Consider the following 23,200-nt stretch of genomic DNA (forward strand, 5'->3'; position numbering starts at 1 on the left):
TGCTCCTGCCGGCGTTCAGATGCTCTCCGGTAGGTAAATGTCGAACGGCAGAAAAATCTGTGCCGGTGCGCTGCCACCTGGCTTCAGCGACTCCGCCATCAAGGGCACCAACTCGCGACAGACGCGTTCGACCGGCGTCGCGATCACCATGGTCAGCAGTTTCTCTGCCAGGGCGGCGCGCCGGTCGGCGGTGAGTTCGTTGCAGACGGCGATGGGTCGCCGGTCGGGCTCCATTTCGCGCAATGCCGTGACCAGGCCGCCCGAACCGCCGCCGGCGACATAAACGCCGGCGAAATCGTCATGCCGGCGGTACAGGTCGAGCATGGCCTCGTGCGTCAGTTCATGGGTCTCCAGGTTGACGATGGTGTCGAGCACCGTGAATTCCGGGGCCTCCTCGCGGAAAAAGGCCCGAAAACCGATCTCGCGCAATTCGTGGCCGTGAAAACGGTGGCTGCCTACGAACAGCGCCACTTTTCCCGGGCGCGCGCTGTGCGCGATCATCCATGCGGCAGTGCGCCCGACCTTGCTGTTGTGCACGCCGACATAGGCACGCCGGGCCTCCGGCGCGAAATCCGACAGGAGTGCAAAGACCGGCACGCCGCGCTCCTTGAGCCGCTCCACCGCCGCCGTCAAAGTCGGATGCTCGGGCGCCACCATCGCGACCGCGTCGCAATGGGCCGCCACGGCTTCCAACCGGGCGACGGCTTGGGACGGATCCTGAGAGGAAATGAAATCAATCTTGCAGGATGTGCGAAACGCCTGCAAAGCGGCGACAGCGGTCGCGATTTCGTCGGCGAAGCGGCCATAGAACTGCCGGTCGGTCTCCAGCAGCAGGAAGCCGAGCCGGAATGTGGGCTGCTCCTCGCGAAGCCGCTGCCCGATCAGGCCGGCGGCATGAAAGCCGATACGCAGCGCGGCTTCATAGACACGATGTGCGGTCTCGGCACGGACGGGCAGGCGTTTGTTGAGGACGCGGTCGACTGTGGCGACGCTGACCCCGGATTCCTGGGCGAGTTGCTCGATCGTCGGGCGCTTGGCCATAGGGCTGGACTCCATTCGTCCCAAGCGTCTTACTCTCATGCAGTCAGGCAGGCAATGATAGAAATGATAGAAAGTATGTCATGATGATTGAGGGGCTTGAGGATATTCTGTATTGTGCCGGAATACATTCATGCCGGCCCTGCATCGGGGCGGAACCGGCTCTCACATCGCGAGGTCATGACAGTGGCTGCAGCCGAAATCGCAAAGAAGCGCGACTACAGCCTCGTCGGCGAGAGCACGAGGCGGGCGATCGAGACCGGCCTTGCCTCTGCCGACTGGTATCACACCGACGTTCCCCGCAAGGTGATGAAGGAACTGATGCAGCGCTCGGACGGGCCGGCGATCCGCGACACGGTCATTTGGATCGCTGTCATCCTCGGTTCCGCGGCGGGCGCCATCTGGTTCTGGGGAACTTGGTGGTGCGTGCCGTTCTTCCTCGTCTACGGCGTGCTCTACGGCTCGTCGAGCGACTCGCGCTGGCACGAGTGCGGCCATGGCACCGCCTTCAAGACCCAGTGGATGAACGACGTCGTCTATCAGATCGCCAGCTTCATGCAGATGCGCAATCCCGTAACCTGGCGCTGGAGCCATGCGCGGCATCATACCGATACGATCATCGTCGGTCGCGACGCCGAGATCGCCGTGATGCGGCCGCCGGACCTTCTCAAGGCGGCGCTCGCTTTCACCGGCCTGCTCGACTTCCGCTATGCGCTGCCCATCCTGGTGCGCAACGCCTTTGGATACCTCTCGCCGGACGAAAAGAGTTTCATCCCGGAATCCGAACAACCGAAGGCGGTTACAGCCGCGCGCTGGCACATGGCGATCTACGTCGCGACCATTGCTCTTGCGGTTTACATGTGGTCGTTCCTGCCGCTGATGCTGGTCGGTCTGCCGCGCCTCTTCGGCACCTGGCACATGGTGCTGACCGGTCTGCTGCAGCATATCGGGCTTGCCGACAACGTCATCGACCATCGGCTGAACACGCGCACCGTCTACATGAACCCGATCAGCCGCTTCATCTACTGGAACATGAACTATCATGTGGAGCACCACATGTTCCCGATGGTGCCTTACCACGCGCTGCCGCGGCTGCACGAGATCATCAAGCACGACCTGCCGGAACCCAGCCCTTCGATGTGGCATGCCTATAAGGAAGTCTGGCCGGTGCTGATGAAACAGCTCAAATACGAGGATTATTTCCTCAAGCGGGAACTGCCCCCGACGGCGAAACCCTATCGCGGCGAGTTTCACGACACGACCATCCCGGTGGCGGCTGAGTAAGCCAATCCGGCGAGGGACCACGGGACCATCGCGCGGCGCGCGAAAAGACTGCATTCAAGCGGAGGACGATAATGGCTGAATGGGTAGAAGCTTGCGCGGCTGATGATGTCGACGAGGAAGACGTGATCCGCTTCGACCATGGCGGCCGCACTTTCGCGATCTACCGTTCGCCGGACGACGAATATTTCGCTACCGACGGATTGTGCACGCATGAGAAGGTGCATCTGGCCGACGGGCTGGTTATGGACGACGTCATTGAGTGCCCGAAGCACAATGGCCGCTTCAACTACAAGACCGGCCAGGCGAAGCGTGCTCCCGTCTGCGTCGACCTCAAGACCTATCCGGTCAAGGTCGAGGCGGGCAGGGTGATGATCCAGATCGGCTGATTGGCGGGGGGACGTCCATGAGCTCGGAAGCCGGAATGGTAATCATTGGTGCCGGCGAATGCGGGGCGCGCGCCGCGCTCACGCTGCGCGAGGGAGGCTTTGCCGGCCCGGTTACACTAATCGGCGCCGAGCCGCATCTTCCGTATGAGCGCCCGCCGCTGTCCAAGGATGCGATGGCCGACGAGGCCGAGCCCTTGCCCAGGCACGTGGCGACGGGGGAGCGCCTGGCCGAGGCCGGCATTGTCCATCTTGCCTCGACGGAAGTGCGCCTGATCGACCGGCAGAAGAAGAATGTCATTTGCGCCGATGGGACGTCGCTCGGCTACGACAAGCTGCTGCTCGCCACCGGTTCGTCGCCGCGCCGGCTGCCGCTCGCCGAAGCGAGCCGTCGCTCCGTCTATCTCCGCACCTTCGACGATGCCTTGGCGATCCGCGCGCATCTGCGCAGCGGCGTCCGCGTGCTGATCGTCGGCGGCGGCTTCATCGGGCTGGAACTCGCGGCGTCGGCCCGAAAACTCGGCTGCCCGGTCACCGTCATCGAGGCGCAGCCGCGCATCCTGATGCGCGGCGTGCCGACGGAGATTGCCGAAATCATCCATGCCGCCCATGCGGCTGCTGGCGTCCACTTCTTCTGCGGCAAGGGTATCGCGGCCATAGAGGATATTGCTGACGGCGTCCGCGTCCAGTTGGCGGACGGCCATGCGGTCGAGGGCGATCTCTGCGTGATCGGCATCGGCGCCGTGCCCAATGTCGGGCTGGCCGAGGCCGCAGACCTGGCGATCGACAATGGCATCGCTGCTGACGAGCAGTTGCGCACCAGCGATCCGGACATCTTCGCAGCCGGTGACTGCTGCTCGTTCCCGCTGGCGCTCTATGGCGGGCGGCGGGTGCGGCTGGAGGCCTGGCGCAATGCCCAGGAACAGGGCGCGCTGGCCGCCAGGAACATGCTCGGCGGCGGCGAGGCGCACAACGCTGTGCCCTGGTTCTGGTCGGATCAGTACGATCTCGGTTTGCAGATCGCCGGCCTGCCGAACGAAGGCGTCGAGATCGTGCGCCGTGAGATGGGAGAGGCGCTCATCCTCTTCCATCTGGCTGCCGACGGCCGCCTCGTTGCCGCGAGCGGCATCGGTCCGGGCAATTCGGTCGCGCGCGACATCAGGCTGGCCGAGATGCTGATCGCCAAACGTGCTCATCCGCCGCAGGAAAAACTTGCCGCGCCGGACGCGAAACTCAAGGCCTTGCTGGCCGCCTGACACGCATAAAAGGGGGGAACCAAAACCTATGACCAGAAAAAGACCGACGATCGCCGACCTTCGCGCCATGAAAGGGAAGCGGCAGCTTACCATGCTGCGCGTGATGACGCTCGACGAAGCCGAAGCCGCCGAGCGGGCAGGCGTGGATATCGTGTCGATCCCGCCGACGCTCATCCTCGATCCGCGCTATCGCGAGGTGGCGCCTAGCCTGTTTTCCATGCCGGGCGAGAATTTCTTCGAGATCGGCACCGCCGACGATTTCGTGCGCTGGGCGTTCCGCATGTACAAGGCTGGCGCCGACGCGGTCTATTGCAGCGCCAGCTATGCCACGGTGAAGCGCATGGCCGACGAAGCGATCCCGGTCATCGGCCATGTCGGGCTGATCCCGTCGCGCGCCACCTGGACCGGCGGGTTCAAGGCGGTCGGCAAGACGGCCGACACGGCGATGCAGGTTTTCGACGCGGTCAAGCAGCTTGAGGCTGCCGGCGCTTTCGGCGCCGAGATCGAGGTCGTGCCGGTGGAGGTCGCCGAGGCAATCTCGCAGCGCACGTCGCTGTTCCTGCTCTCCATGGGCGCGGGCACAGGCTGCGACGCGCAATATCTGTTCGCCGAGGATGTGCTTGGCCAGAACCGGGGCCATATGCCGCGCCATTCCAAGGTTTACCGCAATTTTGCCGCCGAATATGACCGGCTGCAGGCCGAGCGCGTAGCCGCCTTCTCCGAGTTCGTCGCCGACGTGAACAGCAAGGCCTATCCCGAGGACAAGCACGTGGTGCACATGGCGCCCGACGAGCTTGCCCGCTTCATGGAACGGATCGAAACCGCATGAACGCACAAACCACTGCCAGCAACGGTCCCGCGGAAACGCTGGCGCAGCCGGTGCATATCTTCAATCTTTCCTGCGAGGATCGGCCGGGTATCGTCGCGGCTGTGAGCGCCGAACTTGCGGCAATCGGCGCCAACATTGCCGAGAGCAGCCAGTTCTGGGACCGGCAGAGCAACCGCTTCTTCATGCGCATCGCTTTCGCCGGTCCGCCGGACGCGAAGGTCGACACGCTGGGCCGGGTGCTCCAGCCGACCATCGAGCGTTTCGGCATGACCACCTCGCTGCTCGATCACGGCCGCCGGCCGAAGATCGTCATCATGGTCTCAAAATTCGACCATGCGATGCTGCATCTGATCTACCAGATCCGTGTCGGCTGGCTTAACGCCGAGATCGCGGCGATCGTCTCCAACCACGAGGACGCCCGCCGCATCGCCGAACTTGAAGGCATCCCGTTCCATCACTGGCCGGTCACCCGCGACACCAAGGCGGCGCAGGAAGAGCGGCTGGAGCGTCTCGTCGCCGAGAGCGGCGCGGAACTGGTCATCCTCGCCCGCTACATGCAGGTGTTCTCCGAAGGTCTCGCGGACCGGCTCTACGGCCGTGCGATCAACATCCACCATTCGTTCCTGCCGAGCTTCAAGGGCGCGAAACCCTATCACCAGGCTTTCGACCGGGGCGTGAAGCTCATCGGCGCCACTGCCCACTATGTCACTTCCGATCTCGACGAGGGCCCGATCATCGAGCAGGAGACCGAACGTGTCACCCATGCAATGAGCGCCGAGGATTTCGTCGCGGTCGGCCGCGACATTGAAAGCCGGGTGCTGGCGCGCGCGGTGAAGCTGCATCTTGAAGGCCGCGTCATGATCAACGGCCACAAGACGGTGGCCTTCTGAGACGACCGAGCGGCCGGCTGCTAGGCGCGAACGGACACCCTAATCAGGTTCATATCCGGAGCGTTTCACAAAACGCCACTTTGAATACCGCGTCAGCCCGGTCGCCTCAGCGTTCGCTTCAGACATTTTCGTGACGTCACGCAGAATCGTCGGATCTGGTCGCCGCCGGACGAAAATCCGAACGGAATTCGCCAGGCCGGCCGCGGATTTGGAATGGCGGTTCTTGGCCCGCCCTGCGGTCCGAGCGGATAATGCGGTCTTGTCGGCAAAGTGCCCCTTGAAAGCCCGCGCTCCGTGCTCATCGTTTCCGGCTGATCCAAAAAAGACAATCGAAGAAAGGGCCGTTCCATGGCTCAAGACCGAAAGCTGCGGCTCGGTGCCTTCATGCGGCCCGTCAGCCTGCATACCGGCGCCTGGCGTTATCCCGGCGCCTACGCGGATGCCAATTTCAACTTCGGCCATCTCAAGCATTTCGCGCAGAGGCTGGAAGCCGCGAAATTCGACGCCTTCTTCATGGCCGACCACCTGGCTGTGCTGAACATGCCGATCCAGGCGCTGCGGCGCAGCCATACGGTGACTTCGTTCGAGCCGTTCACGCTGCTCTCGGCTCTGGCGGCCGTCACCCAGCGCATCGGCCTGGTGGCGACGGCTTCCACAACCTTTGACGAGCCCTATCACATCGCTCGGCGCTTCGCCTCGCTCGACCATATCAGCAATGGGCGAGCTGGCTGGAACATCGTGACGACCTCCAATCCGGACGCGGCGCTGAATTTCGGGCTGGAGGACCATGTCGAACATGACGAGCGTTATCATCGCGCCCGCGAGTTCTACGATGTGGTCACCGGCCTGTGGGACAGCTTTGCCGACGACGCATTCATCCGCGACAAGGCGAGCGGGCTGTATTTCGACCCGGCCAAGCTGCATGTCTTGAACCACAAGGGTCCTCAGCTATCGGTGCGCGGCCCGCTCAACATCGCCCGGCCCGTGCAGGGCTGGCCCGTGATCGTCCAGGCCGGCGCGTCCGAGGCCGGGCGGCAGCTCGCCGCGGAAACGGCCGAGGTTATTTTCGCAGCGCATCAGGACCTCGCAGCCGGCCAGCGCTTCTATGGCGACGTCAAAGGGCGGGCGGAAAAGCTCGGCCGCCCCCGCGATTCCATCAAGATACTGCCCGGCGCCTTCGTCATCGTTGGCGACAGCGTCGAGGAGGCGCGCGCCAAGCGGGCTAAGCTCGACAGCCTGATCTATTACGAGAGCGGAATAGCCTCGCTGTCGATCGCGCTCGGCCACGATGCGTCGGCTTTCGATCCGGACGAACCGCTTCCCGACATCCCGGAGAGCAACCAGAGCAAGAGCGGCCGCGAGCGCGTGATCGACCTCGCGCGGCGCGAAAACCTGACCGTCCGGCAGTTGGCGCAACGGCTCGGCGGCTATTCCGGCCTCGCTTTCGTCGGGACGCCGCAAACCATCGCCGACGAGATGGAGTCCTGGCTTTACGGCGACGGCTCCGACGGCTTCAACGTCATGTTTCCGTATCTGCCGGCCGGCCTCGACGATTTCGTCGATCTGGTCGTTCCCGAATTGCAGCGCCGCAAGCTTTTCCGGACCGAATACGAAGGCGCGACGCTGCGGGAGAATCTCGGGCTCGCCCGACCGCAAAATCGTTTCTTCAGCGATGGCGCGCATCACTGACGTGAATGCAACGGCCAGCGACAGCGCCGCCACGGAACGCGGCAGCGTCCGCCTGCCATGCCGGGTAGACGGAGCGGGCGGTAGAGCCGCCGGCGTCATCACGCGCAACCGAAACGACGGCGACGCCCGCATCGCCAGCGGCAGCCTATCCAAGTACCCAGAGGAATGGTGGGAGGGGAAAGGCCGTCTTCGCCATAAAACTGTTCGACGCGGGCCAACGAATCGTCTGGTAATTGGGCAGGTCTTGGGAGGAAGACATGAGCCAGAAAGTGAACATAGGCGTGATCGGCGCCGGCTGGTGGGCAACGCTCGCGCATATCCCGGCGCTGCTCGCCAATCAGCATGTGGGCATCGTTGCCGTCAACCGGCCGGACCGCGACGGGCTTGACAGGGTGATCGCGGCCTTTCCCCAGGTGAAGCCGTATCTCGATGCGGCGGCGATGCTCAAAGACGAGACGCTGCATGGCGTCGTCGTCGCATCGCCGCATGTCCTTCACGCCGAACACGCCTCGCTCGCTTTCTCGAAAGGGCTGCATACGCTGATCGAAAAGCCCATGGCGACGACCGCGGCGGATGCACGCATGCTGGTGGCGAAAGCGCAGGCCCACGGCGTCGAGATCGTCCTGCCCTATGGCTGGAATTTCCGTCCGATCGTCGAGGCCGCGCATCGCCTGGTCGGCGAAGGCTGGATCGGGGAGGTTCGGCACGTGGTGGCGCAGATGGCCTCGGCGCTGGCGGACCTGTTCGGCGGCGAGCCGATGATCGAGACCAGGGACCATCTTTTCCGTCCGCCGGTGGCGACGTGGGCCGATCCGGCGAAATCCGGAGGCTATGGCTGGGGCCAACTGACCCACGGCCTTGGCGCTTTGTTTCGTATCGTCGATCTCGATCCGGTGCGCGTATTCGCCAAAACCGGCCTGTCGAAAGCCGGCGTCGATTTCTACGACGCGGCCGTGGTCGAACTGTCGAACGGCGCGACCGTTTCGCTGTCGGGCTCGGCGACCGTGCCAAAGTCGCGCGGCTACCAGATCGACATACGCGTCTTCGGGACGGAAGGCATGCTGCTCTTCGACATCGAGCGCCCGCGCCTCGAAGTGGTCCGCCACGACGGCAAGAGCCAGATCGTGGATTTTGGGCCTGGCGCAGGCGACTATGAACAGACCGCGCCGGTCAATCTGCTCGTCGATCTTTGCCGGGGCGAGAAGGTCTTCAATCCCGCCAACGGCATTGTCGGCATGCGGTCGAGCCTGGTGCTAGACGCCATGTACCGCTCGGCCGCAAGCGGCCGCATGGAAGAAGTGGGGTGAGAGGGCCTCAGTAGGTCGTGCGCCCGCCCGACAGGTCGAATACCGAGGCCGTGGTAAAGCTGTTTTCCTTCGACACCAACCAGGCGATCATCGAGGCGGCTTCGTCGACCTCAAGGAAACGCCCGCGCGGGATGCGCACCAGCATGTAGTTGATGAATTCCTCGGTGAGGCTTTCCAGGATGCGCGTGTTGGCGGTGGCCGGCGACACGGCGTTGACCGCGATATCGTATTTAGCGAGTTCCTTGCCGAGCGACTTCGTCAGGCCGATGACGCCTGCCTTGGCGGCGGAATAAGCCGACAGATTGGGATTGCCCTCCTTGCCCGCGACCGACGAGATGTTGACGATGCGCCCGTAATTCCGCTCCTTCATGGCCGGCACGACGACCTTGTTCACATAAAAGGTGCCGTTGAGGTTGATCTCGACGACACGCCGCCATTCGTCCGGGTCGTAAGCATCCAGCGATGCATTCGAGCCTGCGATGCCAGCGGAATTCACCAGAATAGACACGGGGCCGACCTCGGCTTCCACCTCGGCATGGACGCGCTGGAGGCCGGCAAGGTCGGTGATGTCGACCACTTTGGTGGAAGCCGCATCTCCCAGCGCCGCCTTTGCCTGATCGAGGATCTGGGCATTGATGTCCCACAGGCTGACCTTGGCGCCGGAAGCGATCAGCCGGCGAGCGATGGCAAAGCCGATGCCTTGGGCGCCGCCGGTCACGACGGCAACCTGGCCCTTCAAATCAATATCGTTCATCAGTCCAACTCCGAATGCGGGAAACGATGGTTATGGTCACCTATAGACGGGCGGCAAAGGCTTCGCCATGTTCTGCCCGGCTGGCGTATTTCATTAAATCGTCTGATCCGGCGACGCAGCGTGGACATGATGCGCCACTACCCGCATGCGCCGCAAAAGTTCCGAGACGTGCCTATCTGCCCAAGCCTGCCGCCACAAACTCCGCCGCCCGCTCGCCGACGACGAGCGCGGTGAGGTTGGTGTTGTGCTGGACATTGTCGGGATAGATGCTGGTGTCGGCGACGCGAAGATTGTCGAAGCCGTGGACCCTCAGATCCGTACCGACCACGGCCGTCGGGTCGTCCGCAGGCCCCATCTTCGCCGTACCTGCCTGATGGTGGGCGGCGCCCATGCGCTCGGCCAGCGCCTCGGCGATCGGCTGGTCGATGTCGTCCACCCATTCGGCGCCGTGCCGCCTGAAAGTGGCGGAAGCCAGCATTTCCTTGCAGAAGGTGCGGGCGTCGTCGAAGTTCTGCCGGTCCTGGATAACGGTGTTGTAGCGGTGGTCGATCAGTGGCGCCTGCCGGGGATCGCGGCTTTGGATGACGACCTCGCCCTGCGCCAGCGCATGGGTGAGGTAGGTCCAGAACCCGGCCATGCCTTCCTCCTCGTCGACGGGGAACGGATGGGTCTGCCATGCCGGTTCTCCCGTTGGTCCGCCAGGCCCGCGAACATCCGCCACGAAGGAGCGGCCCGTGGTCACGCCAAGCCCCTTGCCCTTGAAGATCATGCCGAAGCCGGGATGGTCGAGCAGGTTCTTGCCTACCGGCAGGTCGGCGGCGACGTCGATGCCCAGCGGTTTCAGCCATTCGGCGGGACCGATGCCGGAGCGCTGCAGGATAGCTGGCGTGTTGTAGACGCCGGCGCTGAGCACGATCTGGTCGGCGTAGGCCGTCGCCGTCTTCCCGTCGCTGCCGATATAGGCGACGCCTTCCGCCCTGCCGCCGGAAAGCACGACGCGCTCGGCCACGGCGCCGGCCATAAGCGTGAGATTGGCGCGCTTGCGCGCGGCGCGGATGTAGGTGACCAGCGTGCCGAGCCGCACTTCCTTGTAGCGATTGTGCGGCATCACGCCGACCACGCCGGCATGGGCGTCTAGGCCGTTCAGGTCGGGCGCCTCGCGAATGCCGAGTTCGACGCAGGCCTCGTACATGACGCGGTTCACCGGCGCCCAGCTTTCCGGCTTGTAGCGCTGGATGACGATCGGGCCATCCTTGCCGTGGATCGGCTGGTCGCCGAAGTCGAGGTCGTTCTCGATCTTGATGAAATAGGGCAGGACGTCATTCCAGGCCCAGCCCGAACAGCCCATCGAGGCCCAGCGGTCGAAATCGAACGGCGCGCCGCGCGCCGCTATGGTCGCATTGACCATCGACGTTCCGCCCATCAGTTTTCCGCGCGGCAGCCAGAGTTGCCGTCCGTTCAAGGTTCCAGAACGATCGGCATTGAAAAAATCCCAGTCGAATTCGGGGATGGCCGCGGTCTTCCAGCTATGCTCGCCGCTAACGGTGAACAGGGGAGGGATGGTTTCCTCGCGCGGAAAATCGGGGCCAGCCTCGATCAGCAGGACCTTGCAGTCAGGATTTTCAGTGAGGCGCGCGGCAACCACGCCGCCGCCTGATCCCGCGCCGACCATGATAACGTCGAATCGATCCATCGTTCCCCCTGACCGAAAATCGCGGCTGAGCTTTTTGCGATGATCCGCCTCGCGGCTTTCCGGCTATCGCAGACAATGGCTCGGCACCGTTTCCAGCCTAGCCAACGTGATGCGAAACGCAAGGGCCTCGGTTGGTATCTCGTGATCTCTCTAGGCCAGCGACGAACTTAAATTGTTGATATAAGTTCGCTTTCTGTCGCCACTGCTTTGTGATACGGCCCCTCCCATGAGCTCGATGACCAAACAAAATATCCGCAACCCACTTGCTCATCATGATAACGTTTCAATATAGTTGGCGTCGGGATTGCCTGGTAGAGAAGCCATAGTGGCCAACCTTGCGATCATGCCTGGGAGGTGGACGTCGTGACGGGTGCGGGAGGAGCGCATGCCGAAACTGCCCTGCCAGCCGCGCGCATCGGCGTTGCGGCGTCGGCTCCCGTGCTTGCCATGCGCAACATTGCAAAACATTTCGGCGCGACCCATGCGCTCGAGGATGTCTCCCTCGAACTATTCCCCGGCGAAATCCATGCGCTGCTCGGCGAAAACGGCGCGGGCAAGTCGACCCTGATCAAGATCATCACCGGCGTCTACCAGCCGGATCGTGGCGAGATCGAGCTCGATGGCAAGCCGGTCGTGGTCCGCAGCGCCGCCGAGGCCCAGCGCCTCGGCATAGCTGCGATCTATCAGGAACCGCTGCTCTTTCCGGACCTTAACGTCGCCGAGAACATCTTCATCAGCCACCAGGATCGCGGAAAACTGGTCGGCTGGAAAAAGATGTTCCGCGACGCCGAAGCCATTCTCGGCGAACTTGGCGTGGCGCTTGACGGCCGCAGCGCCGCGCGCGGCCTGACGCTCGCCGCCCAGCAATCGGTGGAAATCGCCAAGGCGATCTCACTCAATGTGCGTGTCCTGATCATGGACGAGCCGACCGCGTCGCTTTCGGCGCACGAGGTCGCGCAACTGTTCAGGCTCGTGCGCGACCTCAGCGCCAAGGGCGTTGCGATCCTGTTCGTCAGCCACCGCATGGAAGAAGTGTTTGAGATCGCCGACAAGGTAACCGTCTTCCGCGACGGCCGCCTGATCTCGACACGTCCGCGCGCGCAAACGACGGCGCGGGGCGCGATCGCCGATATGGTGGGCCGCGAGATGGGCCTGCTTCAGCCGCGCCCGCTGACTGCAACCAGCGACCTGTTGCTTTCCGTGCGGGGCCTGGCGCGTGAGGGAGCGTTCGAAAATGTCAGTTTCGATCTGCATCGCGGCGAGGTGCTGGGTTTCGCCGGCCTGATCGGGGCAGGGCGGACCGATGTCGGTCTCGCGCTGTTCGGCATCGAGCCCGCGACGTCGGGAACGATCGCGCTGAACGGCAAGGCGGTTGCCGTGAAGACGCCAAGCGACGGCATGGATCTGCGCATCGCCTATGTTTCGGAGGACCGGCGGCAGCTTGGCCTGTCTATGCCGATGTCGATATCGGCCAATATCACGCTGCCGATCCTCCGGCGATACCTCAACCGTTTCGGGCTGATCAAACGATCGATGGAGCGCGCGACGGCCGAGATGTTCCGCAAGCGGCTGGCCATTCGCACGGCGACGATCGATCTTGCCGTCTCAAAACTTTCCGGCGGCAACCAGCAGAAGGTGATGCTGAGCAAGTGGCTCAACACAAAGCCCGCGGTGCTGATCCTCGACGAGCCGACACGCGGCATCGACGTGGGCGCGAAGGCCGAGGTTCACGCGATCATCGGCGAACTTGCCGCCGAGGGTATCGGCATCATCCTGATTTCATCAGACCTTCCTGAGGTGCTCGCCATGAGCGACCGCGTGCTGGTTATGCGCGAAGGCCGGCAGATGGCGATTTTTGACCGCGCCGACGCCACCCAGGAAGCGGTGATGACGGCTGCCATGGGCCAGGCCGGCAATGATGTGTCCATCGGGGTGCCCGCATGAATTGGGTGCAGCGCCATGTCCGGCCGGAACAGGTGCGTGAACTCAGCCTGTTGTTGCTGATCATCGTCGCCATCCTGTTCTTCGGCTCGCTGATCGATAATTATTACAGCGCGCGCACCTTCAACCGTATCGCCTCCAGCGTCGCCGTCATCGCCATCGTCGCCGTCGGGCAGACGCTCGTCGTGCTGACCCGCAACATCGATCTTTCGGTGGGCTCCATCGTCGGCTGCACGGCTTATTTCGTCGGCACGCTGATCGCCGGCAACAACAACATGCACCCGCTGGTCGCCGTTCTCATCGCCGTCGGCATGGGCGCGCTGATGGGCGCGGTCAACGGCCTGCTGGTCGCGGTCGCGGGCATCCCGTCGATCATCGTCACGCTGGGCACGCTGGCGATCTTCCGGGGCATGCTCGTCGATCTGTCCGGCGCCAGGACCGTCACCACCGACAGCTTGCCGCCCTGGCTGGTCGACCTGCCGCGCCTCAATTTCATTGCGATCGACGGCTTCGACATAAGGGCGCTGTTCATGATCGCGGTGGCGATGGTCGTCATCTTCCATCTAGCGACGAACTATCTGTCGATCGGCCGCCGCCTGTACGCCATTGGTTCCAATCCCGATGCCGCCACGCTGATCGGCCTGCCGATGCGGCGCATGATCTTCCTGGTCTTCGTGCTGTCGGGTGCGCTCGCCGGCCTTGCCGGTTTCGTGACGCTCGCGCGGTTCGGAAACATCACCGTCGAGGCAGGGCGCGGGCTGGAACTTGCCGTCGTCGCGGCGGTCGTCGTGGGCGGCGTCAACATCTTCGGCGGATCGGGAACCGTGGTCGGCGCATTGCTTGGCGCGGTGATGATCGGCATCATCGAGCAGAGCCTGTTCCGGCTGCAGATCAGCGAATTCTGGCGCGACGCGCTGCTCGGCCTGCTGATCCTGCTTGCCGTTGCCAGTGACGCGGTGATCCTGCAGCGCCTGCGCGCGCTCTGGGCGCGGGGCGAACTAAAGCGCATCGCCGATCCGCCATCCGGAACGAAGCGAGCGCCGTCATGACCATGCTCGGGCGCCTGAGAAGCTGGGAAGGGCTGCTGCTGGCGATCCTGGTCGCCGTTGTTGCGGTGAACGCAGTGGCGTCGCCTTACTACTTCGGCGTCGGCAACATCGTGAACCTGTTCCAGCTCTCCATCGAGAAGATCATCGTGGCGTTGGTGATGACGCTGATCATCATCAACGCTGAGATCGACCTGTCGGTGGCGTCCGTCATGGGACTGGCCGCCTGCCTGCTCGCCTGGCTGTTCCAGCAGGGCGTGCCGATGCCGGCGGCAATCGCCGTGGCGCTGCTATCGGGTCTCGTGGCCGGCCTCTTTAACGGCTTCTGGGTTGCCTATATCGGGCTTCCCTCGCTGGCGGTGACGCTGGCCGGCCTCATCGGCTACCGTGGCGTCGCGCGCATCTTCGTCGAGGACCGGGCCATCGGCGGATTTCCGGCATGGTTCAACACGATGGGACAGCAGGCGCTGATCGGCCCGCTCACCGTCTCGATCGTGATCTTCCTTGTCCTGTTCGTCGTCGTCGCGGTTATCCTGCACGGATCGGCGTTCGGCCGGCTGGTCTATTTCATCGGCAACAATGCCGAGGCCGCCCGCTATTCGGGCGTGCGGGTGAAGCTGGTCAAGATGGCGCTGTTCGCGGCGTCGGGGTTTGTCGCAGCCCTTGCCGGCGTGCTCTATGCGGCCCGGCTCGGCTCGGTGCGCGGCGACATGGCCACGGGCTTCGAGCTCGACATCATCACCATCGTCCTCTTGGGCGGCGTCAGCATTTTCGGCGGTTCGGGAAACATCGTCGGGGTCGGCCTGTCGATCCTCGTGATCCTGAACCTCCGCAACGGAATGGGTCTCGCCAGCATAACCGGCAACACCCAGACAAGCGTGATCGGAGCCTTGCTGATCCTTTCGGTTCTGGTCCCGAACATAGCGCAGGCAATACGTCGCAATGTCAAAGGGAGAGTGACATGAGAAAGTACCTACTCGCCACCGCCACGACGGCGTTGGTCATGGCAATGGCACAGGGCGCATGGGCGCAGGCAAAGCCGGGCGCTGCGCTGGACATGGTCCTCCTGCCGAAATTCCTCGGTATCCTGCCTTTCGACCAGGCTCACGCCGGCGCGCTCGAGGCGGAAAAGGAACTGCAGAATTCCAAGCCGCTGCAGTTCCTCGGGCCGACGCCGGAAAACAGCGTCGCCGGACAGATCGAAATCACCACCAACGCGACAACGCAGGGCGTCGCGGCGATCATGATCTCCAACAATTCCGGCGACCAGATCGTGCCGGCCGCCAAGGCCGCGCACGACAAGGGCATCAAGGTCGTCACCTGGGATTCACCGATCCCGTCGGCCGAGGGCGAAGACGTGTTTGTCGCCCAGGTGGATTTTTCCGAGACCGGCAAGGTCATGGCGGACATGGCGCTGTCGATCCTCGGGGCCGATGGCGGCAAGTTCGCGATCCTGTCGGCATCGCCGGACGCGGCCAACCAGAACGCCTGGATCAAGGCGATGATGGAGGCGCTGAAGGACCCGAAATATGCCAAGCTCGAATATCTCGCGACGGTCTACGGCAACGACCAGTCGGAAGAGAGCTACGACCAGACCAACGCGCTGATCGACAAATATCCGGACATGAAGCTGGTCATGGCGCCGACTTCGGTCGGCATCGTGGCTGCGGCGAAGGCCCTTCAGGACGAAGGCCTGTGCGACAAGATCAAGGTCAGCGGCCTTGGCGTGCCGAGCGAGATGCTCGCCTACACCAAGAACGGCTGCGCGCCGGAATTCGCGCTCTGGAGTTTTGTCGATCTTGGCTATCTGACCTATCAAACCGCTTACCAGCTCGCGACGGGCACGCTGAAGGCGGAAGACGGCGCAAAATTCACGGCCGGCCGCATGGGCGAATACACGATCACGAAAGATCCGACCCGAGACGCCGGACTGCGCGTGCTGATGGGGCCGTTCTCGGTCTACAACAAGGACAATGTCGAGGCGGCTGCGAAGTAGCAGTTCCCTGGGAAACGGCTGGCGCGCCCTCGGCACGCCAGCCGTTTTCGTTTCCCGCGGCAGGAGACGCTTGCCATGAAGTCCTTTGCTTTGCGTTCAGATCGGGTTTCCCTCGCGGTAACGGAAACCGGAGGGCATCTGTCGGACGTCGCCTTCACGCTTCAGGATGGCAGGCGCGTCACTCCCATGCATGTCGCGCCCTGGGCGGATGAAGAGCTTCCCGCGGATACGCCGCCGATCATCCGGGTGCTGCGCGGCGATTTCTTCTGCGCCCCGTTTGGCGCCAGCGATTTGATTCCCGACATGCCGTTCGTTCATGGCCTTCCTGCCGGCGGCACATGGCGAGCGACGGAAGAGGCGGCGGGCAACATCGGGATGAAACTCGACGGCACGGTGATGGGTGCGACCGTCACCAAGCATGTCGAGCTTCGGTCGGGCGAGACAATTGTCTATCAACGGCACACCATGACTGGAGGATCGGGCCGGATTTCCATCGGGCACCACGCCATGCTGCGTGCCGAGCACGAACTGCAACTGGCGTTCTCTCCCTGGACGCTGGCGCTGACCACGCCGGAACCGGATGAGACACCGCCGCAGGGCCGGTCGCTCCTGCTCAACAACCAGACCATCGCCGATCTGCACCGAGCAGAACGCATGGATGGCGGTACGGTCGACCTGACCCGTTTCCCCAGTCCGGAGGGTTTTGAGGCGATCTGGATGGTGGTCGCCGATCGCAGCCCGTCTTTCGCCTGGACCGCCGCCGCCTGCGCGGAGGAAGGCTGGGTGTGGTTCGGGCTGAAGAACCCTCGCATCCTGCCGCAGACGCTGCTCTGGTTCTCGAATGGCGGCCGCGACTATGCGCCGTGGAACGGCAGGCATCGCAAGGCGATCGGGGTGGAGGAGATCTGCGGCTATTTTCACCTCGGACATGCAGCGTCCATCGCTGACAATCCGGTGGCCGCATGGGGAAGTCCGACGGCCGTCAGGCTGACGCCGGATGTGCCGACCGTCGTGTCCTACATGTTCGGCCTGGCCGCCGTTTCGCGTGACTTCGGCGCTGTCCGCGATATCGTCGGCGCCAGCGGCGGTGTCACGCTGATTGACGGCGAAGGCCGGGAGGCTTTTGTGGCCTGCGATTTGGGTTTCATCGCTGGCTGACCCTGTCGGAGGATGAGAGGCGGCTCGACCGACTTCGGGTCGTCGAGGCGATGTCGGCATCAGCCAAGCAGTTTTGCGGTAATCATCCGCCCGATCGGGATGGCCGAGGTCGCGGCGGGTGAGGGGGCGTTGCAGACATGCAGCGTCCGGCCCGTCTCCGCGAACAGGAAATCGTGGATCGCCTCGCCCTTCGGCGTCACCGCCTGGGCGCGGATACCCGCGGCATAGGGCTTCAGGTTCGCCAGCGTCAGGCTCGGGCAATATTTCCGACACTCCTCGAGATAGCCGCGCTTCCACAGCGAATTCCTAAGCTCGCCGGCGGCGTGCCGCCAATTTTTGCCGACGAGTTTCCAGAAACCCTGGAACGTCAGGAGGTCGAGCGTATCCCCAACGTTGATCGAAAGCCTCGGATAGCCTTCGCGTGAAAACCCGAGAACCGCGTTCGGGCCGACGGTGACGCTGCCATCGATTATGCGCGTCAGATGGATGCCGAGAAAGGGCAGGTCGGGGTCAGGCGCGGGATAGATCAGGTGCTTGACGATCCGGTTCTTTTCGGGCGGGAGGACGAAATATTCGCCGCGGAACGGCACAATGCGGAAATCCACCTTGGCCCCGGCCATGCGCGCCAGCCGGTCTGATTGCAATCCACCGCAGCAGACGAGTTTTAGCGCCTGCCAGGACTCGCCGACGGCTTCGATCCGTACGCTGTCCGCTTCCTCCTTGATGCCGGTGACAGCCTTGCCAAGGCGGATGTCGGCGCCTGAGGCCTTCAGAAGCTCGGCCATCTTCGCGCAGATCTGCCGGTAGCTGACGATCGCCGTTTCCGGGCTGAGCAAGGCGCCGATGCCGGTGATGTTGGGTTCGATCTCCCGCAATTCGCCGGAACTCACGAGCGAGAGTTTCAGCCCGTTGGCGGTGGCGCGCTCGTAAAGAGCTTCGGTGCGGCGCAGTTCCATCTCATTGGTGGCCACGATGAGCTTGCCGCAGGTGTCATAGGCGATGCCGTGCTCGTCGCAAAACGCCTTGGTGGCGTGCAGCCCTTCGAAGCAGAGTTTTGCCTTGAGACTGCCCGGTGCGTAGTAGATGCCGGCATGGATGACGCCGCTGTTGTGGCCGGTCTGGTGCTGGCCCACGGCCTGCTCCTTCTCCAGCAGCAGGAGGCTGGCGCCGGGCCTCTGGCGGAGCAATTCCAAAGCCGTCGCGAGCCCGACGATGCCGCCCCCGACCACGCAGAAATCGTAGATCATCGCCGCCTTTCAAGTTCACGATGCAACGCCGGCGCCGCTATACGCCGGTTTGCAGAATAGAAGTTTTGTTTCGGGACGCCATGTCCGGTCACGTACCCCTTCTTGATAAATCCGGGGTCGAAAGTTTCTTGCGGGGCTGCGCGCTACGCCGCTAGCATGGGGTCAGTCGGTATCGTCGCGGGAGGCTGCGTCGATACTTGGCGGAAGTTAATGGAGCCCACCCAGCCAAGGGGAGCGATTTCATGACAACCGACATTGCCGTCATCGCGGGAGCAGGGCCAGGGCTAAGTGCATCGCTGGCGCGGCTGCTTTCCCGCGAGGGTTTTGGCGTTGTTCTCGCCGCGCGCAATGTCGAAAAACTTGGCCCGCTGCTGGCCGAAACGGGCGCACAAGCCGTCGCCACCGACGTCTCTGATCCGGCCTCGGCGGCGCATCTGTTCGAGGTCGCCGACAGCGCCGGATCGCTTGCCCTCACCGTGTTCAATGCCGGCGTGCGCGCCCGTGGAAGCATTACGGAACTTGACGCCGAAGAGGTGAGGAAAGCCCTGCTCATCGGCGCCTATGGCGGCTTCCTGGTGGGCCAGCAGACCGCTCGCAGGCTGTTAAAGCGCGGCTCCGGCTCGATTTTCTTCACTGGTGCGACCGCCAGCGTAAAAGGCTTTCCGGGGTCGGCCGGTTTCGCCATGCCGAAATTCGGCCTGCGCGGACTGGTGCAGTCGATGGCCCGCGAGCTCGCGCCAAAGAACATCCATGTCGCGCATTTCATCGTTGACGGTGGGATCGCTTCCGAAGCCACCGGCCGCTCCGCTGTTTCCGATCCGCCGGACCGCTGGCTGTCTCCCGATGCTATCGCCGAAGCCTATCTGGCGATCCACCGCCAGCACCGCAGCGCCTGGACATGGGAGCTCGAACTCAGGCCTTGGGTCGAGACTTTTTGATCCTTGCCGGTCAGGGCAGGGGACGCCGCGGCTGGAAAGCCTCGCTTCAACGACGAAGATGCGTCATCCGTTTTCGGCTGTTCGTTTGGAAATCTAATTCCGATGAAGCGACCGGCGAAGGCGACGGTTCCTTCTTGTCCCCGGTTATCTCTATAAAATTTATAGACATTGGACGCGCATCGTCGAACTGGGACATCAAATCGATATGGCCAATCTCAATGTCGTCGGGTTTTCCGGTAATTTCGCCCGGCCCTCCAAAACCCGGACCTTCGTGGAGCATGTGGTCAAGGAGATCGCCCGGCGGCACGGGCTTTCGGCGGTCACCTATGACATCGAAGATCTCGGCCCTTCGCTGGGCGCCGCGAGATGGGCGCGCGATCTCGACGAAAACGCCCGCAACATCTTGCAAAGGGTGGTCGAGGCGGATGTGCTAGTCGTCGGCTCACCGACTTACAAGGGCAGCTATACTGGCCTCTTCAAACATTTCTTCGATCTGGTCGATCCGGCCGCGTTGCGCGGCAAGCCCGTCCTGCTGACCGCAACCGGGGGTGGAGACCGGCACGCGCTGATCGTCGAGCATCAGCTTCGGCCGCTCTTCGGTTTCTTCGAGGCGTTTGCCCTGCCCACCGCTGTCTACGCGACCGACAGGGATTTTGCCGACGGCGTGCTCATATCGGATCATATCCGCAACCGGGCGGCACAGGCGGTCGAGGAAGTCGGACGCACGCTTTCGCGCGCGCATCCGGTTCAGCGCGTGGCGGCGGAATAACGAGCGGCCTGTTATCGCATTGGCCGCGACGGCCGGCAGATGGGTCGTTTGAAACGCGGCAAGCCTGCGCTCAGTCCTTGGCGCGCTCCACATAGGAGCCGTCGGCGGTCATTACCACGATGCGCGTGCCGACGCCGATATGCGGCGGCACGGCGGTCTTGACGCCGTTGGAAAGCACCGCCGGCTTGTAGGATGAGGAAGCGGTTTGCCCCTTGGTCGTGGGCTCGGTATCGACCACTTCGAAGGTCGCACGCTGCGGCAGTTCCATGGCAATGGCCACGCCATTATGCAGCGAAAGCTGCACCGCCATGCCCTCCAGGAGATACGGCGCCTGGTCGGCGATATCTTCGGCGGGCACCGCCACCTGCTCGTACGTCTCGGGGTTCATGAAATGATACCCCTCGCCGTCGCCGTAGAGGAAAGTATGCTCACGGTCTTCCACATGGGCGCGCTCGACCTGCTCGGTGGTACGGTAACGCTCCGAAACCTTCACCCCGTCGGAAATGCGACGCATGTCGAGCTGGGTCACTGGCGTGCCCTTGCCGGGGTGGATATTTTCGGCAAACAGGATGACGTAGAGCTTGCCGTCCTTGTCGACGACATTGCCTTTGCGCAAGGAACTGGCGATCACCTTCACGGGCTTAAATCCTGATCGAGACAGGCCGGCACGCGCCAGCCGAAGAAGCGTTTGCGTGCGCCCTACAACATCTTTATGGCCGCCGCCAGTCACCTTCGCTGCCGGTAGTGCCTTGGCTTGACCTTTGGCCATGGATGATTGCGGGTATTTGGGGAGAGCACAGGATACCGAGATGAGACACGCCGAGCTTTGCTCAATCGCTCACAACTTCGCCGACTCGCTGGCCTGCGGTCTCGGACTCGTGATCGGCCATTACCCGACAGATGTCTTCAGGGAGGCAGGCAACTCTTCCAACGGTCACATTACCGTCGATTTCTTGACGGGAACCATTTTGGAAGGGCGGCCTTCGACAGGTTTAGCTCAGGCGATTGCGCTCTACAGCGAGGCGCTCCCCGCCTTTTGTGAGAAGCATGGGGCGTCGATATCGGATTTTCGTGAACTCGCGGTCCGTTACTCCGGAGGCCAACCGGACAGAAGGTTTGTCGTGACCGTCGTGGATGGACAAGGCCGTCGATCGTCAAGTGAATACGGGGGCCACGGTGAGCGCCTGATGGTTCTCGACCCTCTCGGGAGGCGGCGCCCCAAAGTCAGCGACGGCCCGTGAGCCGAATTCAATCTTCGCCGTTACTTTCCATTGGAACCCAAGAATGACCCAAGCCTCGCCCTGGTGGACGCCGCATGTCCATGCCGACCGCCGTCCCCGTCTGCTCGCGCGCAACGCCATCGCTGCCGCCATGCGCGATTGGTTCGCCCGCCGCGACTTCATCGAGGTCGAGACCGCGGCCCTGCAGATATCGCCCGGCAACGAGACGCATCTGTCGGCCTTCGCCACCGAGGCGATCCGCCCCGACACGATACGCCAGCCGCTCTACCTGCATACTTCGCCCGAATTCGCCTGCAAGAAGCTGCTCGCCGCCGGCGAGAAGCGCATCTTCAGCTTCGGTTCTGTATGGCGCAACCGCGAGCGCGGCCCACTGCACCATCCGGAATTCAGGATGATCGAGTGGTATCGCGTTGCGGAAACGTATGAGAGCCTGATGGCCGATTGCGCGGCGCTGCTGGCTCTGGCCGCCGAGCGGGCCGGTGCCACGCGCTTCTCCTTCCGCGACCGTGAGGCCGATCCTTTCGCCGAGCCGGAACGGCTGACGGTGAACGACGCCTTTTTGCGCCATGCCGGCATCGATCTGCTGGCAACGGTCGCGTCGGATGGGGAAACCGACCGCGACGGCCTCCATACCGCCGTTGCACAAGCCGGCATGCGCACCGCGCCCGACGATACCTGGTCCGATCTGGTCAGCCGGGTGATGGTCGAGCGTGTCGAGCCAGCCCTCGGGCAGGGCCGAGCCACCATCCTCTATGAATATCCAATCCCCGAAGCCGCGCTTGCCCGCCCAAGCGCCCGCGATCCACGCGTGGCGGAGCGTTTCGAACTCTATTGCTGCGGCGTCGAACTCGCCAACGCCTTCGGCGAACTCACCGACCCAGACGAGCAGCGCCGGCGTTTCGCCGCCGACATGGACGAAAAGGAAAAGATCTATGGTGAGCGCTATCCAATCGACGAGGATTTCTTAAACGCGCTTTCCATCATGCCGGAAGCCAGCGGCATCGCGCTGGGTTTCGACCGGCTCGTCATGCTGGCGACCGGGGCGCGGCGGATCGAGGAGGTGATCTGGACGCCGGTGGCGGATGTCTAGAAATCCCGGTGCCGGATCGAACTGCCCGGCAACAGGTTTCGGCAGATAAGAGAGGTTGTCAGTGCCTATATTGCTGAATCCGCGTGGTGCGAAGGCCGGCGAGGCCGTATTCGTCGATCGAGGCCTGCCAGGACAAAAATTCCTCGGTGGTCAGCTTGTAGCGCTGGCAGGCTTCCTCGAGGCTGAGCAAACCGCCGCGCACTGCGGCAACGACCTCGGCCTTGCGGCGAATGACCCACCGGCGCGTGTTCGAGGGCGGCAAATCGGCAATTGTCAGAGGGCTGCCGTCCGGCCCTATGACATATTTAACACGCGGCCTTACCAGATCGGTCATCGTACTCTCTACAATATTCACAGACCTAATCGTGCCCAGACTAACGCCACAGCTTTAAAAATTGCCTAAGCACCTCCGACAAGCGTAGGGACGACTCCCTCAACACTTCCTTTCCATCGGTCATACAATTTTAACGTTTTCACGCCTGGCGCGAACAAAGCAACGGGTTCAATGACTTGTCGGATGCGCCACGGTGCGCTTCCTGGAATCTCCGAGCGCCTTCGCCGTTCCCCGGCATTTCCGGTCGACCCAATTTTACCTGGCTCGGCTAAATTTTGGCCGGCGAAGTGGCCGCCGGTTCCCTAAAAAGGGGGATG

General features: G+C 63.2%; 22 protein-coding genes. 16 read left to right on the forward strand and 6 right to left on the reverse strand.

Annotation, left to right across the window (positions count from 1 at the left end; genetic code table 11):
* Positions 1–15 precede the first annotated feature (15 nt).
* Complete coding sequence (locus ABMA59_RS00245; RefSeq protein ID WP_349003286.1) at positions 16–1,041, reverse strand: LacI family DNA-binding transcriptional regulator; 1,026 nt, start codon at positions 1,039–1,041, stop codon at positions 16–18.
* Positions 1,042–1,218: 177 nt separating this feature from the next.
* On the opposite strand from ABMA59_RS00245, the gene ABMA59_RS00250 reads away from it, so the two are divergent.
* From ABMA59_RS00250 to ABMA59_RS00280, 7 genes are all read left to right on the forward strand, one after another.
* Positions 1,219–2,322, forward strand: a complete 1,104-nt coding sequence (locus ABMA59_RS00250; RefSeq protein WP_349003287.1) for a fatty acid desaturase family protein — start codon at positions 1,219–1,221, stop codon at positions 2,320–2,322.
* Between the two features lie 71 nt (positions 2,323–2,393).
* Positions 2,394–2,708, forward strand: coding sequence for a MocE family 2Fe-2S type ferredoxin (locus tag ABMA59_RS00255; RefSeq protein ID WP_349003288.1), 315 nt, complete (start codon positions 2,394–2,396; stop codon positions 2,706–2,708).
* Positions 2,709–2,743: 35 nt separating this feature from the next.
* On the forward strand, positions 2,744–3,961 hold the full coding sequence (locus tag ABMA59_RS00260; RefSeq protein ID WP_349003289.1) for an NAD(P)/FAD-dependent oxidoreductase: 1,218 nt from the start codon (positions 2,744–2,746) through the stop codon (positions 3,959–3,961).
* 28 nt (positions 3,962–3,989) lie between these two features.
* Entirely contained in the window at positions 3,990–4,790 is an 801-nt protein-coding gene (locus ABMA59_RS00265) for a 3-methyl-2-oxobutanoate hydroxymethyltransferase (protein ID WP_349003290.1), read from the forward strand.
* Entirely contained in the window at positions 4,787–5,680 is an 894-nt protein-coding gene (gene purU / locus ABMA59_RS00270; protein WP_349003291.1) for a formyltetrahydrofolate deformylase, read from the forward strand. The genes ABMA59_RS00265 and purU overlap by 4 nt, the downstream gene beginning before the upstream one ends.
* 348 nt (positions 5,681–6,028) lie before the next feature.
* Positions 6,029–7,369, forward strand: a complete 1,341-nt coding sequence (locus ABMA59_RS00275) for an LLM class flavin-dependent oxidoreductase (protein WP_349003292.1) — start codon at positions 6,029–6,031, stop codon at positions 7,367–7,369.
* 257 nt (positions 7,370–7,626) lie between these two features.
* Positions 7,627–8,676 carry a Gfo/Idh/MocA family protein gene (locus tag ABMA59_RS00280; protein ID WP_349003293.1) on the forward strand — a complete coding sequence of 350 codons (1,050 nt, stop codon included), beginning with the start codon at positions 7,627–7,629 and terminating at the stop codon, positions 8,674–8,676.
* 7 nt (positions 8,677–8,683) lie between these two features.
* On the opposite strand, the gene ABMA59_RS00285 is transcribed toward ABMA59_RS00280, so the two are convergent.
* Together ABMA59_RS00285 and ABMA59_RS00290 are read right to left on the reverse strand one after the other, a co-directional pair.
* Positions 8,684–9,430 carry an SDR family NAD(P)-dependent oxidoreductase gene (locus tag ABMA59_RS00285; RefSeq protein WP_349003294.1) on the reverse strand — a complete coding sequence of 249 codons (747 nt, stop codon included), beginning with the start codon at positions 9,428–9,430 and terminating at the stop codon, positions 8,684–8,686.
* Positions 9,431–9,602: 172 nt separating this feature from the next.
* On the reverse strand, positions 9,603–11,123 hold the full coding sequence (locus tag ABMA59_RS00290) for a GMC family oxidoreductase (RefSeq protein ID WP_349003295.1): 1,521 nt from the start codon (positions 11,121–11,123) through the stop codon (positions 9,603–9,605).
* Positions 11,124–11,486: 363 nt separating this feature from the next.
* Between ABMA59_RS00290 and ABMA59_RS00295 the strand changes: the two genes are divergently transcribed.
* From ABMA59_RS00295 to ABMA59_RS00315, 5 genes are all read left to right on the forward strand, one after another.
* The gene (locus ABMA59_RS00295; protein WP_349003296.1) at positions 11,487–13,067 is read left to right on the forward strand and encodes a sugar ABC transporter ATP-binding protein; all 1,581 of its coding nucleotides are present in this window, start codon (positions 11,487–11,489) and stop codon (positions 13,065–13,067) included.
* Positions 13,064–14,113 (forward strand): ABC transporter permease, encoded by a 1,050-nt coding sequence (locus tag ABMA59_RS00300; RefSeq protein WP_349003297.1) that lies wholly within the window; start codon positions 13,064–13,066, stop codon positions 14,111–14,113. The genes ABMA59_RS00295 and ABMA59_RS00300 overlap by 4 nt, the downstream gene beginning before the upstream one ends.
* Positions 14,110–15,075, forward strand: a complete 966-nt coding sequence (locus ABMA59_RS00305; RefSeq protein WP_349003298.1) for an ABC transporter permease — start codon at positions 14,110–14,112, stop codon at positions 15,073–15,075. Before ABMA59_RS00300 ends, ABMA59_RS00305 begins: the two co-directional genes overlap by 4 nt.
* Positions 15,072–16,106 carry a substrate-binding domain-containing protein gene (locus ABMA59_RS00310; protein WP_349003299.1) on the forward strand — a complete coding sequence of 345 codons (1,035 nt, stop codon included), beginning with the start codon at positions 15,072–15,074 and terminating at the stop codon, positions 16,104–16,106. Before ABMA59_RS00305 ends, ABMA59_RS00310 begins: the two co-directional genes overlap by 4 nt.
* Positions 16,107–16,181: 75 nt before the next feature.
* Complete coding sequence (locus tag ABMA59_RS00315; RefSeq protein ID WP_349003300.1) at positions 16,182–17,264, forward strand: hypothetical protein; 1,083 nt, start codon at positions 16,182–16,184, stop codon at positions 17,262–17,264.
* Positions 17,265–17,323: 59 nt separating this feature from the next.
* On the opposite strand, the gene lhgO is transcribed toward ABMA59_RS00315, so the two are convergent.
* Entirely contained in the window at positions 17,324–18,508 is a 1,185-nt protein-coding gene (gene lhgO, locus ABMA59_RS00320) for an L-2-hydroxyglutarate oxidase (protein WP_349003908.1), read from the reverse strand.
* A 245-nt stretch (positions 18,509–18,753) separates the two neighbouring features.
* Between lhgO and ABMA59_RS00325 the strand changes: the two genes are divergently transcribed.
* Positions 18,754–19,449: an SDR family NAD(P)-dependent oxidoreductase gene (locus ABMA59_RS00325; protein WP_349003301.1), complete on the forward strand. Its 696-nt coding sequence runs from the start codon at positions 18,754–18,756 to the stop codon at positions 19,447–19,449.
* Positions 19,450–19,654: 205 nt separating this feature from the next.
* Positions 19,655–20,218, forward strand: coding sequence for an FMN reductase (gene msuE, locus ABMA59_RS00330; RefSeq protein WP_349003302.1), 564 nt, complete (start codon positions 19,655–19,657; stop codon positions 20,216–20,218).
* 70 nt (positions 20,219–20,288) lie between these two features.
* Here msuE and efp read toward each other — a convergent pair whose 3' ends face one another.
* Positions 20,289–20,855 (reverse strand): elongation factor P, encoded by a 567-nt coding sequence (efp, locus tag ABMA59_RS00335; RefSeq protein ID WP_349003303.1) that lies wholly within the window; start codon positions 20,853–20,855, stop codon positions 20,289–20,291.
* 172 nt (positions 20,856–21,027) lie between these two features.
* On the opposite strand from efp, the gene ABMA59_RS00340 reads away from it, so the two are divergent.
* Positions 21,028–21,459, forward strand: a complete 432-nt coding sequence (locus ABMA59_RS00340; RefSeq protein ID WP_349003304.1) for a hypothetical protein — start codon at positions 21,028–21,030, stop codon at positions 21,457–21,459.
* A gap of 43 nt (positions 21,460–21,502) precedes the next feature.
* The gene (gene epmA / locus ABMA59_RS00345) at positions 21,503–22,549 is read left to right on the forward strand and encodes an EF-P lysine aminoacylase EpmA (protein WP_349003305.1); all 1,047 of its coding nucleotides are present in this window, start codon (positions 21,503–21,505) and stop codon (positions 22,547–22,549) included.
* A gap of 58 nt (positions 22,550–22,607) precedes the next feature.
* On the opposite strand, the gene sciP is transcribed toward epmA, so the two are convergent.
* Positions 22,608–22,883 carry a CtrA inhibitor SciP gene (sciP, locus tag ABMA59_RS00350; RefSeq protein WP_026227425.1) on the reverse strand — a complete coding sequence of 92 codons (276 nt, stop codon included), beginning with the start codon at positions 22,881–22,883 and terminating at the stop codon, positions 22,608–22,610.
* Between the last annotated feature and the right edge of the window lie 317 nt (positions 22,884–23,200).

The organism is Mesorhizobium yinganensis, assembly GCF_040081985.1.
Lineage (GTDB): Bacteria > Pseudomonadota > Alphaproteobacteria > Rhizobiales > Rhizobiaceae > Kumtagia > Kumtagia yinganensis.

Coding starts and splice junctions, on each gene's coding strand:
- ABMA59_RS00280 (WP_349003293.1), top strand. CDS start 7,627: ATGAGCCAGAAAGTGAACATAGGCGTGATCGGCGCCGGCTGGTGGGCA.
- msuE (WP_349003302.1), top strand. CDS start 19,655: ATGGCCAATCTCAATGTCGTCGGGTTTTCCGGTAATTTCGCCCGGCCC.
- ABMA59_RS00310 (WP_349003299.1), top strand. CDS start 15,072: ATGAGAAAGTACCTACTCGCCACCGCCACGACGGCGTTGGTCATGGCA.
- ABMA59_RS00290 (WP_349003295.1), bottom strand. CDS start 11,123: ATGGATCGATTCGACGTTATCATGGTCGGCGCGGGATCAGGCGGCGGC.
- ABMA59_RS00245 (WP_349003286.1), bottom strand. CDS start 1,041: ATGGCCAAGCGCCCGACGATCGAGCAACTCGCCCAGGAATCCGGGGTC.
- ABMA59_RS00265 (WP_349003290.1), top strand. CDS start 3,990: ATGACCAGAAAAAGACCGACGATCGCCGACCTTCGCGCCATGAAAGGG.
- purU (WP_349003291.1), top strand. CDS start 4,787: ATGAACGCACAAACCACTGCCAGCAACGGTCCCGCGGAAACGCTGGCG.
- ABMA59_RS00260 (WP_349003289.1), top strand. CDS start 2,744: ATGGTAATCATTGGTGCCGGCGAATGCGGGGCGCGCGCCGCGCTCACG.
- ABMA59_RS00285 (WP_349003294.1), bottom strand. CDS start 9,430: ATGAACGATATTGATTTGAAGGGCCAGGTTGCCGTCGTGACCGGCGGC.
- ABMA59_RS00275 (WP_349003292.1), top strand. CDS start 6,029: ATGGCTCAAGACCGAAAGCTGCGGCTCGGTGCCTTCATGCGGCCCGTC.
- ABMA59_RS00305 (WP_349003298.1), top strand. CDS start 14,110: ATGACCATGCTCGGGCGCCTGAGAAGCTGGGAAGGGCTGCTGCTGGCG.
- ABMA59_RS00250 (WP_349003287.1), top strand. CDS start 1,219: ATGACAGTGGCTGCAGCCGAAATCGCAAAGAAGCGCGACTACAGCCTC.
- epmA (WP_349003305.1), top strand. CDS start 21,503: ATGACCCAAGCCTCGCCCTGGTGGACGCCGCATGTCCATGCCGACCGC.
- ABMA59_RS00300 (WP_349003297.1), top strand. CDS start 13,064: ATGAATTGGGTGCAGCGCCATGTCCGGCCGGAACAGGTGCGTGAACTC.
- ABMA59_RS00325 (WP_349003301.1), top strand. CDS start 18,754: ATGACAACCGACATTGCCGTCATCGCGGGAGCAGGGCCAGGGCTAAGT.
- ABMA59_RS00255 (WP_349003288.1), top strand. CDS start 2,394: ATGGCTGAATGGGTAGAAGCTTGCGCGGCTGATGATGTCGACGAGGAA.
- ABMA59_RS00315 (WP_349003300.1), top strand. CDS start 16,182: ATGAAGTCCTTTGCTTTGCGTTCAGATCGGGTTTCCCTCGCGGTAACG.
- ABMA59_RS00340 (WP_349003304.1), top strand. CDS start 21,028: ATGAGACACGCCGAGCTTTGCTCAATCGCTCACAACTTCGCCGACTCG.
- sciP (WP_026227425.1), bottom strand. CDS start 22,883: ATGACCGATCTGGTAAGGCCGCGTGTTAAATATGTCATAGGGCCGGAC.